This is a genomic window from Streptomyces sp. ALI-76-A (genome assembly GCF_030287445.1).
GTDB lineage: Bacteria > Actinomycetota > Actinomycetes > Streptomycetales > Streptomycetaceae > Streptomyces.
The window spans coordinates 665156-678157 of record NZ_JASVWB010000002.1 but is presented as its reverse complement, the minus strand read 5'-3'; the positions used below and the strand labels follow the sequence as shown (position 1 = coordinate 678157).

Here is a 13002-nt window from a genome sequence, read left to right as displayed (position 1 = left end):
ACCTGGGCGTTCTCTTGTCCTGATTGTCAGAGTATCGCCGAGACTGTCTGACCTCATCTCGTGACCAGGAGCACCGAGCGCTGCCCTGTCCCGCCCCGGAAGCCCGATGGGCAAGGCCATTACCGGCCAGATCGTCCGCGCCGGGGTTGGCTTCGTCCGAGACGGAGAATCGATGGCGGAGACAGAAAACCGATGGGGACGGCGAGATCGAGGTCCGGGCAGCCCGGCCACTCCGATGACCGGGCAGCCCGACCACTCCGATGACCGGGCAGCCCGGCCACTTCGATGACCGGGCAGCCCGACCACTTCGACGGCCGGACAGGCTGTCCCCTCGATGGCCGGACGCCCCGGCCTCGTCGACGACCATCGCGGGCGGGGGACGAGCCCTACCGTGGATCCATGACGCCGCCTTTGGACGTGCTCGTGGTCGGCGCGGGGCCCACCGGGCTCGCGCTCGCCGCGCAACTGAGCAGCTACGGGGCTGCCTTCCGGATCGTCGACCGCTCCCTCGACAGGGTTCACGAATCGCGCGCGCTCGGTATCCAGCCCCGCACGCTGGAGGCGCTCGCCGGCTTCGGGGTGACGGATGAGCTGGTCGCCCGGGGCAACCCCGCGGTGCGACTGAGGACGCACCTGCCGGGGCGCGTGGTGCGTGAGCGACACTGTCGCTGCTCACCGACACGCCGTCCCGCCAACTGCTGGCCGCCTCCGACGACAGGGCACTGCGGCTCGAACAGATCCAGTTCACCGTTCTCGAAGGCCCGTGCGTCAGCGCCGCGGTCGAGGGCGAGATGGTGGTGGTGCGCGACCTGCACGGGGAACCGACCCCCTGGCCGCTGTTCGGCGCGACTATGCGGGAGCAGTTGCCGCAGGTCAGGGCGGTGTACGCGTATCCCTTGTACTTCGGCGACTACGTGCTCGGAACACTGGACGTGCTCGGCGTCCGTCCTCGCGTGCTGAGCGAGGAGGACGCGGCGCGGGGACAGGACGCGGCGGACGCGGTGGCGGAGGCTCTGCTGCCGGTCCACACGAAGCTGCTCAAGGGACACGAGGAGCCCGGCTGGGAGCCCGCGGAGGTCGTCCGGGCCCACTGGTTCGACACCTTTCGCGCCATCGGCGTGCTGGCCGCCCGCCGAGGGATGGCTCCTGATGACGCCCTGGCCCTCATGCGTGCCCGCGCGTTCGGGACGGGGCAGACGCTGTCCGAGATCACCGCGGACATTCTGGGACGGCCGTCCGCCTCCTGAACCCGGCCCGCTGGAAACGCGCACCGTCCTGACGCTTCGCCCGCACGGGAGGGTCCTATTTTCTCGTGGCGGGTAAAATTACCGCAAAGGGATGACGCGGCCGCCCTGGGGGTCGTCTCGCCGGCACGGCTCTGCTCTTCCGGTTTCCGGCGGGATCTCATTTCTCGGGAATACGTGATTGTCCCGCTCGGCGGCCGAGGGTGATCGTCCAGTTCATTCGCGCACCCGCACCGGTCAGGAGGGTCTCGGCATGGATCCATGGCTGATCTGGTTGATCGTCGCGGCGGTGCTGGTCGTGGCGGAGATCTGCACGCTCACCGCCGCCCTCGGAATGCTGGGCGCGGCCGCACTGGTCACGGCGGGATTCGCGGCGGTCGGGCTGCCGCTGCCCCTGCAGTTCGTCGTGTTCACCATCGTCGCCACCGCCAGCGTGCTGTTCCTGCGTCCGCTCGCGCTGCGTCACGTGCTGCAGCCCCAGGTGGCGCGGTTCGGCGTGGACGCGCTGGTCGGCAAAGCGGCCTATGTCGTCTCCGAGGTGACGGGCCGGGGCGGCAGGGTCCGGATCGACGGGGAGGAATGGACGGCCCGCGCCTACGACGAGACGCTGGTGATTTCTCCGGGAACGACCGTCGACGTCATGGAGATCAGCGGAACGACCGCACTCGTCTACCCCCGGGAGTGAACCATGGAAGTTTCGGCGTTCCTCATCGCCGGTCTGATCGTCGCGCTGATCGCGGTGTTCACCGTGGTGCGGGCGGTACGCATCGTGCCGCAGGCGCGCGCCCGGAATGTCGAACGGCTCGGCCGTTACCACCGGACACTCAAACCCGGCCTCAGCCTGGTGATCCCCTATATCGACCGCGTTCATCCGGTGATCGACCTCCGGGAACAAGTGGTCTCCTTCAAACCGCAGCCGGTGATCACCGAGGACAATCTGGTCGTCGAGATCGACACGGTCCTGTACTTCCAGGTGACCGATCCCCGGGCGGCTTTCTACGAGATCGCCAATTTCCTCCAGGCGGTCGAACAGCTCACCGTCACCACCCTGCGCAACGTCGTGGGTTCCATGGACCTGGAGAAGACCCTCACCTCACGTGACACCATCAACAGTCAGCTCCGCGGTGTGCTGGACGAGGCCACAGGCAAGTGGGGGCTCAGGGTCAACCGGGTGGAGATCAAGGCCATCGACCCGCCGCAGTCCATCAAGGACGCGATGCAGAAGCAGATGCGGGCCGAGCGGGACAAGCGGGCCGCGATCCTCGGAGCCGAGGGGCAGCGGCAGTCGCAGATCCTCACCGCGGAAGGCGACAAGCAGGCCGCCGTCCTCCGGGCGGAGGGCAACCGAACCGCCGCGATCCTCCAGGCGGAGGGCCAGTCCCGGGCCATCGACGAGGTGTTCCAGGCCGTGCACCGCAACGACCCCGACCCCAAGCTGCTCGCCTACCAGTACCTCCAGATGCTGCCCCAGCTCGCGCAGGGCCCGGGCAGCACCTTCTGGGTGATCCCCAGTGAGATGACCTCGGCCCTCCAGGGTGTGTCCCGCGCCTTCAGCGAGGTGCTGCCCCAGTCACCGGCCACCCGCGAGAAGCCCTCGGACGACGAGCGGGCCACCAAGGCCGCCGACGACGCGGCGCGGGCCGAGGAGGCCGCCGCAGAGGCCGTCGCCGACGCGGCCAAGGCCGACGGCTTCGCCACCGGCGACCTCCCGGCCCGCCCCCTCGCCGACGGCGGTTCACCCCCACCGGACATCCTGGAAGCAGCCGTGCCGGAGGACCCGTCGCCCGCGCGTCACCCCTGACGCACCAGGAACGTACGGGCCATCTCGCACCCCTGGGCGATGTCGCCGGGAACGACTTCATAGGCCGCCGAAACCTTGATCAGCTCCTCGTGCGCCAGCGGGCTGTCCTGCGGAGCAGCCTCGTCCATGCGATCCGCCCGCTTCCTGAGCTGTGACCGTTAGGTCAGCCGTCTCCCCCCGATGCCGGGAACACCAGCGGGTTCACGGGAAAAAGCAGCACGGCCACACGGCTGGAGCAACAGGACGCCGTACGGACGGACCCCGAACGGTGCCTTCGCCGGCCGGGGCCCGGTCCGCCGCCGGAGCGCGTGTGATGCGTGAGGACGGGTACGCGCTACAGCGGCCGGGTGGGGGCCCGGCTTGGTCGACCGTCCGTGAGGCGTGCCGTCGTGCCCGGGAGCGGCGGTGTGCGGGACCGCCGGGTGAGGGGTGTGCGGCATGACGGAGAGGGTCGGGGCGGCGTCGCTGATCCGGCTGATGCAAGCCAGCCACATCGGCACGCTGGAACAACTGCCCAGGATGATCGCCGAACATGCCGCCGCGGTGGGTGTGCGGGACACGGCTGTCTTCATCGTCGACCTTCGTGAGACGGTGCTGCGCCAGCTCACCGGCGAAGGGCTGGACGCGGGCGCCGGCGGACAGGAGTTCACCGTGCAGGGCAGCCTGCCCGGCCAGGCCTACCAGCGGGTGGACCTGCTCGCCGAGCAGATCAAAACGGGTGATCGTGCGTGCGGTTGGCGGTGGTGGGTGGCGATCACCGACGGCGTGGAGCGGCTGGGCGTGCTGCGGGGCGACACCGACGCCGACGAGGAACCGATGCGTCAGGCGCTGCGTGATCTGGCGTCGATGACGGCCCTGCTGCTGCTCAGCAAGCGGTCCTTCAGCGACTCCTACGCCCGTCTGGTGCGCACCGAGCCGATGAACGTGGCCGCCGAGATGCAGTGGAACCTCACCCCGCCGCCCGCCTACGCCGGACACGGCGCCACCGTGGGCGCCGTGATGGAGCCCGCCTACGAGATCGGCGGGGACGCCTTCGACTACGCCGTGGCCGGCAGCACACTCCACCTGGGTGTCTTCGACGCCATGGGCCATGACACCACCGCCGGGATCACGGCCAACGTCGCCGTGGCCGCCTGCCGTAACGCCCGCCGCCAGGGCGCGTCGCTGACCGAGACCAGCCGGCAGGTGGAGGACACCCTGGTCCAGCAGTTCGGAACCAGCCGGTACGTCACCGGGATCCTCGCCGACCTCGACATGAAGACCGGACGGCTCACCTGGATCAACCGCGGCCACCATCTGCCGATCCTGCTGCGCCGCAATCGGTGGACCACCGAGCTGGTCTGCCCACCGGCCGGCCCCATGGGCGCGGAACTCGGCCTGCCGGTCATCGAACGCAGCGAGCCACTGGAGCCCGGAGACCGGCTGTTGCTGTACACCGACGGCGTCGTCGAGGCCCGCGACGCCCAGGGCACGCAGTTCGGCCGGGAGCGGTTCACCGACTTCATCCTGCGTCACCACTCCGGAGAGCACACCCTGCACGAGACGCTGCGCCGGCTCATGGCCGCCGTGCTGGAACACCACGACGGCAAGCTCGACGACGACGCCACCGTCCTGCTCACCGAGTGGCGCGCCGGCCATCAGCGGAGACTGACCCCGTGAGCGGCCCCGACGGACAGGAGCGGAGATGAGCACCGACCGGCCCGCCTCCCAGGACCGGCAGAACACGCTGGAGGTGCACGTCCGCGCTCTGGCCGCCGACCGCTCCCTCGTGACGGCCACGGGCGCCCTCGACGTACGCACCGCCGTGCGCCTCTCCGACGCTCTGCAGCCACTCCTGCGCGCGAGGGGCCATACCGTGCTCGCCGACCTGTCCGGCGTCACGTTCATGGACTCCACCGGCCTGACCTGCCTGATCGGGGCCTACCGCACGGCCAGGAGCACCGGCGCCCACCTGGCGCTGATCGCACCCAGCGAACGCGTGCGGCACATGCTGGCGCTGACCGGCACGGACCAGGTGCTGCCCAGCCATCCGACGCTGGACAGCTTCCGCGACTGACGTCCTGGTGGTCGCGCACACCAGTGCCCGCCGGGGTCCCTGCGCGGTGCCGCCGTCATACGGCGCGTGCGCGGTTCCGGCCGCCATGGCGGCCGTCGCGTTCCCGATGGCCGTACCGGTCGTGGTGGCACAGCCGCATGCTCGCCAGTGCCCGGCTGCTGCCCGGTCGGCCGGGCGGATGGGCGGATGGGCGGATGGGCGTGACCCGGGTGCGATCAGCGCGCGATCAGGCGGCGTCGGCACCCCGCCGGCCGGTCCGCGCATGCGCGCCGGACCCCTGCCCGCCGCCCTGGATCAGGCGCAGGTGCCGGGCGCGGGCATGACGGGGCGGCTGGGAGGTGCGCGCCAGCCAGTCCTCGACGAGGATCATGCCGTACAGCATCACGCCCACGCTCGGCAGCAGCAGGCACGCAACGATGACCACGGTTCGGGCTCCCTCACGGCAGACAGCCGTTGCCGGGTGCCCGTGCCGCCCCGGGTCATCGACCCCCGGATGTGAAGAATCCGTGCATGGCCTCGGCTGTGCTCCGCACCGGTTCGCGCGGGCCGGTGGGCTGTCGGGAGCAGCCGCGAACCGTTCCGTTATGGCCCGTGCTGTCTGGGAACACATGCCACATCCACCGAGCGCGTGTCCGCCCCGGCCCTCGCACGGGTGCCTGGGCGCGGCACGCAACGCCAGAAAACGCCAGGAAAGGAAACGCGATGACGAAGGCGCGGGACATCATGACCGGCGGGACCGAGTGCATCGGCGCCGAGGAGACGGTGCTGGAGGCCGCTCGCAAGATGAAGGACCTCGGTGTCGGCGCCCTGCCGATCTGCGGCACCGACAACAAGCTCAAGGGCATGCTGACCGACCGGGACATCGTGGTGAAGGTCCTCGGGGCGGGCAAGGACCCCGCTTCCTGTCAGGCCGGTGAGCTCGCCCAGGGCGAAGCCGTCACCATCGGCGCCGACGACGACGTGGAGGAGATCCTGCGCACCATGTCCGAGCACAAGGTGCGCCGCCTGCCGGTGATCGACGGACACGACCTGGTCGGCATGGTCGCCCAGGCCGATGTCGCCCGCTCCCTGCCCGACCCCAAGGTCGGCGACCTGGTCCAGGCCCTCTCCACCGACTGAGACGGACCACCACGCCCCAGGCCCGCACCGACCGTCCGGCACCACCGTGACGCGGGCGCGGGCCCGGGGGCACGCCGCAGCACCGATCCCAGGGGAGCGACGAGTCCGAGGCGGGGGCGTGCGAGGCACTCGCCCCGGCCCCCAGGCCCCCGGCACTCGGCTTCAAGAACCTGACCGCCGAGCAGCACGAGCCGCCGCGCACCCTTGACCACCTGACCCAGCCTTGTGAACCGCCCGCACGTGTCCCAGCCGTGAGCGTGGGCACTGGGCGGCCATGGACGTACGGAGTTCGCCCGTGATCGATCGTTCCCTGCCCGCTCTCGCCCAGGGCTACAGCTGGCTGCCCGGCCTGTTGCGCGAGCACCCCGACGGCGTGGCGCGCACCCGCGTGATGGGCAAGCCCGCGCTGGCCGTGCGCGGCCCCGAGGCGGTGCGGTTCTTCTACGACGAGGAGAACGTGCGCCGCGGCGGCGCCCTTCCGGGGCCCGTGCTGAGCACCCTGTTCGGCCACGACGCCGTTCACACCCTCGACAGGGGCGCCCACCGCGCCCGCAAGGAGTTCTTCCTGCCGTTGCTGCACGCCGACCGGATCGCCGGCCTCGTCGAACATGTCGTCCCCGTCTGGGACGAGGCGGTACGGGAGTGGAGCGGGGCCGAAGAAGTCGTGCTGTTCGACGCGGCCTCCGTGGTGCTCACCCGCGGTGTGTGCCGCTGGGCGGGCGTTCCGCTCGACGAGGACGCCGGGGAGCCGGAGCTTCTGGCCCGGGACCTGGTCGCCATGGTCGACGGCTTCGCCACCGCCGGGCCACGGCACTGGCGGGCCCGGCGCGCCCGCAGCCGGCAGGAGGAGCGCTTCACCCGGCTGGTCGAGGACGTCCGCTCGGGCCGCGTCGACGCCCCCGAGGAGTCGGTGCTCGCCGCCGCGTGCCGGCACCGCGAGGCCGACGGCGAACTGCTGCACCCGCACACGGCCGCCGTCGAGCTGCTGAACGTCATCCGGCCCACCGTCGCCGTCTGCTGGTTCGTCGCCTACACGGCACACGCGCTGCACCTACAGCCGAACCAGCGCGAACGACTGCGGGGCGGCGACACCGCCTACACCGCCGCGTTCGTGCACGAGGTGCGCCGCTTCTACCCGTTCGCCCCGTTCCTCGGCGGCCTCGCCGTACGGGACCTGACCTGGCAGGGCATCTCGGTGCCGGCCGGCGGGATGGTGCTGCTCGACGTCTTCGGGCAGAACCACGACGAGAAGCTGTGGGGCGACCCGTACGTCTTCCGCCCGGAGCGGTTCCTGGAACACGCGGTCGAGCGGGACGAACTGATCCCGCAGGGCGGTGGCGAGCCGCGCACCGGCCACCGTTGCCCCGGTGAGGGTCTCACCATCGGGCTGTTGGAAACCCTCGCGTTCCGCCTGGCCGGACTCGACTACACCGTCCCCGACCAGGACCTGCGGATCTCCCTGCGGCGGATCCCGGCGCGGGTGCGCAGCGGCTTCGCCGTTCGGGACGTACGGGTGCCGAGTGAGCGCGTGCTGACGGCCGTGTGACGACACGCCGGCCTCTCAGGAGCCGGGAGCCGCGACACACCGACACAACCAGTCCCGCGGGAGCCCAGTTCCTCAAGAGCCGGGTGAGCCGTCCGCCGGCCGTACCTCGAAGCCGCCACGCCCGTCGAACCGTACGTCGTACACGGCGTCGAAACCGTCGGCGGGCGTAGGCCGGCGCAGCCGCCGCAGCGTGGCATGGATGCCGACGTCGGGCACGCGGGCGCGGCCCGTGCGCCCGGCGTTGCGGCGCAGCGTGCCCGCCAGGTCCGGTGGGAACCAGTACGCGGTGACGGCGGCGCCGTGCGCGCGGGCCGCGGCCACCAGCGGACGCCACTCCTCGGGCGAGGGGTTGGTGTTGTCCACCGTCACGGAACGGCCCGCGGCCAGGGCCTCCTCGACCAGCCGCATCTGCCGGGCCTGCTTGTGCCGGGCCGAGCGCGGGAAGAGGTCCTTGCTCACCCGTACATGGCCGTCCCGCAGACACCGCTCCCAGAACGTGGACTTACCGGATGCCTGGAGTCCCACCAGCACCACCAGTTCCACCACGGGGCTCAGCCCCCCGGCCGTCGGTCGGGCGAGGGTCCAGGTGTGCTCCAGCCGGTTCGCCGTGGCGGAGGTCAGGTCCGCGTGCACCAGGGCCGCCCGGCGGGCCGGTGTGCTCGCCGTCGGCACCCCGTGCGGTACGCCGTTCAGGCCGGGACGTCCAACGCGGACGGGACCCGGTCGGCCGCGGCCTGTCCAGCACCGCGTCCGGGCAGTCGGTCCGCTGTCGTCGGCGTAGCGGGCCGCGAGCGCCGTCATGGAGCTTCTCCTCGTCACGTGTGCGGGCCGCGCCCGAGTGAGTGCCCCACCACCCGCACGGCCGCACGGCCACGAGCGGCCGCGCACTCGACGCGACCCCCCGCTCACCGTAGGCACCCGGGCACCCTGCCGGGCGCGTCTCCTCGGACGCTCATGGCGTGCGCGGTCGGCATCCGGGTATACGCACGACCGAAAGCCGCTTCGAGCGGCGACTGCAACGAAAGAACCCACATGGTCATCCCGCTTATGAAGCAGGCGGCAGATGAGCCGGGCATGGACGAGCACGCCACGCTGCGCTGTAGCGCGGTGTGGGACGAGGGCGCGGCCCGCGCCGCCGACGCGCGCCAGTCACTGCGCGCCTTTCTCGCCTACGCCCGGCATACCGGCCGCCACCGTGTCCCGGCCCCACGGGCCCGGGACGCGGAGCTCACTGTCAGCGAACTGGTCACCAACGCCGTCCGGCACGCCCCCGGCCCCTGCGGGCTGATCGTGCAGCTGTCCGGAGAAGAACTGACGATCACGGTGTGGGACACCTCCACCGAGGCCCCGACGGTGCGCGAGGACGACCGGCGTCGTGTCGGCGGCCATGGACTCCGCCTCGTGCACGCCGTCAGTGACGAGGTCGTCGTCGCACTCCACACCCGGGGGAAACAGATCACCGCCTGTCTCCGCAAGGCACCCCACGGCGTCACCGCCCCCGCCCGCCGGAGTGTTCTGCCGGCTTCCATCTCCGGCAGAACACCGAGGTGAACGGGTGTCGTCCCCCGGTGGCGGCCGGCGATCAGGCCCCGGTGGGACCGCTGCCTGACCCGCGCTCCTCGGGGGCCTCGGCAGTCCGCTCGTTCTCGGCCCGGTCCTCCTTCTCGACGCCCTCCAGGGGCTTGCCCGCCACGGTGCCCTGATCCGTCTGGTAGCCCTCCTTCGCGCTCGCCGTCCCCGGTATCGACCGCTCCTGTGCCTGCCGCTCCGCTCCCGAGTGGGCGCCGGGCTCGTCGGCGCTACGGGCCCGGTCGTGCGCGTCACCGTGTCGGTCGTGGTCACCAGTCATGTCAGTTCCTCCGGTCGCCCTTACGGTCTCGCCGGGTTCCCTCCGACGAAGCCACGAAAACGGCCCGGCGGGGGCCGGCCATCGGAGCGTGTGTCGCCCGTCGGAGGGCATCGCCACCGGGCGGCCACCGAGTGCCCGGCACGGTGTACACCGCCATGCCGTCGATTCGCGACGGGGTCGCCCGCCCTGATCGCCCGGGTGACGGGTCACGGGCCGCGCGGGCACTCACGGGACCGGCGTCGGGGGAGGAGCCGCCCCGAGCGCGGCTTCCGCCGGGGGCGTCCGACGGGTCACCGGGGCGCGTCCGACGGGGTCAGTCGAGAAAGTCGGCGACGAGGGCGGCGAACTCGTCGGGTGCTGCCAGACGAATGCCCAGGTCTTCGGCCTTGGCGCGTTTGGAACCGGCCCCCTCTCCCGCGACGACCAGGCTGGTTCTCTTGGAGACGCTGGAGGAGGAGCGGCCGCCGGCGCGCTCGACGAGTTCGTTCATCTGGTTGCGGCTGAGCTTCTCCAGAGGGCCGGTCATCGCGCCGGTGACGACCACCGTCATCCCCGCCAACGGCCCGCTCACGGCCTCCGCGTCCGCCGTGGCACCGTCCGCGCCGGTGTCCGCCGGAGCGGGCGGGGTGGCACCGGGTTCGGTCATGTTCACCCCGGCCGCGGCGAGTTTGTCGATGAGCGGGGCCAGTTCGGCGAGCTCGGCGACGATGGACGGCGCTTTCTCGGTGCCGATGCCTTCGACCTGCTGCATCGCCGTGGTGTCGGCGGCCCGGAGGTGGTCCATGGTGGCGAAGTGGCGGGCGATGCGGCGGGACATGGACCGGCCGGTACCCCGCACGCCGAGCGCGCACAGCACCCGCGACAACGGCTGGTCCTTGGCCCGGCCGAGCGCGGCGAGGAGATTGTCGGTGCTGGTCTCACCCATCCGCTCCAGACCGAGGAGCTGCTCGCGGGTGAGGGTGAACAGGTCGGCGAGGTCGGCGACCAGCCCGGCGTCGACGAGCTGGACGACGCGGGTGTGGCCGAGGCCTTCGATGTCGAGCTGGTCGCGGCCGGCCGCATAGGAGAGGGCTGCGACCAGATGGCAGTTGCGGCCGTTCTCGCACCGCCAGCGCTGCTCGCCGGTGTCGATGCCGGAACCGCAGCGCGGGCAGACCTCGGGGAAGGCGATGGGCTGCTCGTCACCGGTGCGCAGGTGGGCGACCGGTGCCTCGACGCGGGGGATGACGTCGCCGGCCCGGTGGACCATGACGTGGTCGCCCAGGCGCAGGTCCCGGCGGGTGATGTCGCCGGGGTTGTGAAGGGTGGCGTAGGTGATGGTGGCGCCGTCGATCTGGACGGGTTCCAGGACCGCCCGAGGAGCGATGATGCCGGTGCGACCGACGTTCCACTCCACCTCCAGCAGCCGGGTGATCTTCTCCACGGCGGGCAGTTTGTAGGCGATCGCCCAGCGCGGGGCGCGCGAGCCCGATCCGGCGGCCCGCTGGTCGGCCGCGAGGTCGGCCTTGATGACGACCCCGTCGATCCCGAACGGCAGCTCGGCGCGCAGCGCGGCGATCTCGTCGACGCGGCGCAGGACCTGTTCGGCGGTGTCGGCGGTGACGCCCGGGACGGCGGTGGAGGCGGTGGTGTTCACCCCGTATCCGGCGGCCCGCACCATCAGGTCGCTGTGCGCGAGGTCGCTCAGCTGCCCGGCCAGTGCCGTTTCGGTGCCGGGCACCGGGAGGAGCCCGTAACCGAAGAACGTCATCGGCACGGTGTAGGCCCGTTCCCGGGCGCGCAGGCTGCCGGCCGAGGCGCCGCGCGGGTTCGCGAAGGGTTGTCCGCCGTGCGCGGTGCGCACCTCGTTCGCGTGCTCGAACTGGGCGGTGGTCATCAGGACTTCACCGCGGACCTCCACGGTGACCGGCTCGGCCAGCTGCTCGGGGAGGCCCTCGATGGTGCCGATCGCGTGCGAGACGTCCTCACCGGCGGTCCCGTCGCCACGCGTGACCAGCTGTCTCAGCCGGCCGTGGCGGTAGCGGGCGGCGATCGCCAGTCCGTCCAGCTTCGGCTCCACGCTGAAGCGGGTGACGTCGTGACCGGTCCTGCGGGCCAGTGAGGCGGTCCAGGCGGTGAACTCCTCCGGGGAGAAGACGTTGTCCAGGCTCAGCATCGCCACCGTGTGCGGTACGTCCCCCTCCACCGCACCGCCGGCGACCTTCCCGGTGGGGGAGTCGGGCAGCACCTGATCGGGGTGGTCGGCCTCCCATGCCGCGATGCCGCGCACCAGCCGGTCGTAGGTGTCGTCGTCCAGCGGGGAGGCGCCGTCCGCGTAGTAGGCGGCCGCGGCCTTCACCGCGTCCTCGACCGCCTGGGCGTAGGCGGCGGCATCCACGATCCGAGCAGCTGGTGTCGTCATACCGCTCATCCTGCCTGCCACCACTGACAACGCCCCGCGCGCTGGTGCGCGGGGCGGCCGCCGCCCCCGTTCGGTGGTGTCACTCGTCGTCGGTGGTGGCTGCCTGGTGCCTGAGCCGGCCGACCGCGGCGGTCAGCTGTTCGCACACGTCCTCCGGCAGCGAGTCGCCGTCGACCGTGTCCACCAGCTCCTGAGCCAGGTGGTGCATCTTGCTGTTGGTGTTCTGGGAGGTCACGACCAAAGTGGTCCAGGCGTCCTCGGGACTGAGCCCGAAACGGGCCATCAGGATGCCACGGGCCAGGTCGATCGTCGGCCGGGTCCGCATCGCTCGCCGTAGCTGCGCCAGCTCGATCCGCGGGTCCCGCGCGTGCTTGCCCTGCGCGGACGCATTCCGCGCGGACGGGTCCTGAGTGCCGTCACCGGGGTCTGCCGGAGCGGTCAGGTCCGCTCCCGGTCTTCCGGCCGGGGGTGCCGCCCCGTGGCCGGGAGCGTCGTCGTCAGGAGCCGTGAACAGGGAGCGCGTGTCGGTGAGTTCGAGCACCCGGTCGACGACGGGGCTGGTGGCACCGAGAGTGACGTACTTGGCTTCCGAAAGGGCCTGTTGCCGGATGCACAGGAGGACGTTGAGGGTGGAGCAGTCACAGAACTCCACCCCGCTGAGGTCCAGTTCGACACCCCGGGCCGACTCGGCGAGAGCCGAGCGCAGCGCGCGCCGCAACGGCTCCTCCGCTCGAAGGTCGAGTTCACCGCACACGGTCACGGCCACACGGTCGCCGTGACGGGTGGCTTTGACGCTCATGTCGGTGGAGCGGTGTGCCCCGGTGCGGCCCACCGGCCCCGCGCAGGCGTCGGCGTCTTCCGACCCGGGGCGCGCGGAGTACGCCGACTGCGGCATGACACTCTCCCACGGTCTCTCGTCCACTTGCCTCTCCACGGTCACGCCTGCGCACGGATACGTCAATAGATACACGAAATTGAGTTCGCGC

General features: G+C 71.6%; 14 protein-coding genes and 1 pseudogene. 9 read left to right on the top strand and 6 right to left on the bottom strand.

The annotated features are described in order from the left end of the window. Positions 1–285: 285 nt before the first annotated feature. From QQS16_RS43455 to QQS16_RS03760, 4 genes and pseudogenes are all read left to right on the top strand, one after another. Positions 286–654: pseudogene (locus QQS16_RS43455) on the top strand (FAD-dependent monooxygenase); the annotation flags it as partial. An 8-nt stretch (positions 655–662) separates the two neighbouring features. Further along, entirely contained in the window at positions 663–1247 is a 585-nt protein-coding gene (locus QQS16_RS03770) for a GAF and ANTAR domain-containing protein (RefSeq protein ID WP_353479723.1), read from the top strand. A gap of 250 nt (positions 1248–1497) precedes the next feature. Then, entirely contained in the window at positions 1498–1929 is a 432-nt protein-coding gene (locus QQS16_RS03765; protein WP_286060177.1) for an NfeD family protein, read from the top strand. Between the two features lie 3 nt (positions 1930–1932). Continuing rightward, positions 1933–3045 (top strand): SPFH domain-containing protein, encoded by a 1113-nt coding sequence (locus tag QQS16_RS03760; protein ID WP_286060176.1) that lies wholly within the window; start codon positions 1933–1935, stop codon positions 3043–3045. Here QQS16_RS03760 and QQS16_RS03755 read toward each other — a convergent pair. Next, a complete protein-coding gene (locus tag QQS16_RS03755) occupies positions 3036–3173 on the bottom strand; it encodes a hypothetical protein (protein WP_286060175.1) in 138 nt (45 codons plus the stop codon). The two genes, QQS16_RS03760 and QQS16_RS03755, sit on opposite strands and share 10 nt — an antisense overlap. A 310-nt stretch (positions 3174–3483) precedes the next feature. Between QQS16_RS03755 and QQS16_RS03750 the strand changes: the two genes are divergently transcribed. Next, positions 3484–4704 carry a PP2C family protein-serine/threonine phosphatase gene (locus QQS16_RS03750; protein ID WP_286060174.1) on the top strand — a complete coding sequence of 407 codons (1221 nt, stop codon included), beginning with the start codon at positions 3484–3486 and terminating at the stop codon, positions 4702–4704. A gap of 25 nt (positions 4705–4729) precedes the next feature. Then, positions 4730–5101: an STAS domain-containing protein gene (locus QQS16_RS03745; RefSeq protein ID WP_286060173.1), complete on the top strand. Its 372-nt coding sequence runs from the start codon at positions 4730–4732 to the stop codon at positions 5099–5101. A 226-nt stretch (positions 5102–5327) separates the two neighbouring features. On the opposite strand, the gene QQS16_RS03740 is transcribed toward QQS16_RS03745, so the two are convergent. Then, positions 5328–5525, bottom strand: a complete 198-nt coding sequence (locus QQS16_RS03740; protein WP_286060172.1) for a hypothetical protein — start codon at positions 5523–5525, stop codon at positions 5328–5330. A 278-nt stretch (positions 5526–5803) separates the two neighbouring features. On the opposite strand from QQS16_RS03740, the gene QQS16_RS03735 reads away from it, so the two are divergent. Both QQS16_RS03735 and QQS16_RS03730 read left to right on the top strand, forming a co-directional pair. Next, on the top strand, positions 5804–6220 hold the full coding sequence (locus tag QQS16_RS03735) for a CBS domain-containing protein (RefSeq protein ID WP_286060171.1): 417 nt from the start codon (positions 5804–5806) through the stop codon (positions 6218–6220). 274 nt (positions 6221–6494) lie between these two features. After that, entirely contained in the window at positions 6495–7766 is a 1272-nt protein-coding gene (locus QQS16_RS03730; protein ID WP_286060170.1) for a cytochrome P450, read from the top strand. Positions 7767–7838: 72 nt separating this feature from the next. Here QQS16_RS03730 and QQS16_RS03725 read toward each other — a convergent pair whose 3' ends face one another. After that, positions 7839–8567, bottom strand: a complete 729-nt coding sequence (locus QQS16_RS03725) for an AAA family ATPase (protein WP_286060169.1) — start codon at positions 8565–8567, stop codon at positions 7839–7841. 231 nt (positions 8568–8798) lie between these two features. Between QQS16_RS03725 and QQS16_RS03720 the strand changes: the two genes are divergently transcribed. Continuing rightward, positions 8799–9317: an ATP-binding protein gene (locus QQS16_RS03720; RefSeq protein ID WP_286060168.1), complete on the top strand. Its 519-nt coding sequence runs from the start codon at positions 8799–8801 to the stop codon at positions 9315–9317. A gap of 31 nt (positions 9318–9348) precedes the next feature. Here QQS16_RS03720 and QQS16_RS03715 read toward each other — a convergent pair whose 3' ends face one another. The 3 genes from QQS16_RS03715 to QQS16_RS03705 form a co-directional block, all read right to left on the bottom strand. Next, on the bottom strand, positions 9349–9615 hold the full coding sequence (locus QQS16_RS03715) for a hypothetical protein (protein ID WP_286060167.1): 267 nt from the start codon (positions 9613–9615) through the stop codon (positions 9349–9351). A gap of 313 nt (positions 9616–9928) precedes the next feature. Next, on the bottom strand, positions 9929–12025 hold the full coding sequence (gene ligA / locus QQS16_RS03710; protein ID WP_286060166.1) for an NAD-dependent DNA ligase LigA: 2097 nt from the start codon (positions 12023–12025) through the stop codon (positions 9929–9931). Between the two features lie 70 nt (positions 12026–12095). Then, positions 12096–12938 (bottom strand): ANTAR domain-containing protein, encoded by an 843-nt coding sequence (locus tag QQS16_RS03705; protein WP_286060165.1) that lies wholly within the window; start codon positions 12936–12938, stop codon positions 12096–12098. Positions 12939–13002 lie beyond the last annotated feature (64 nt).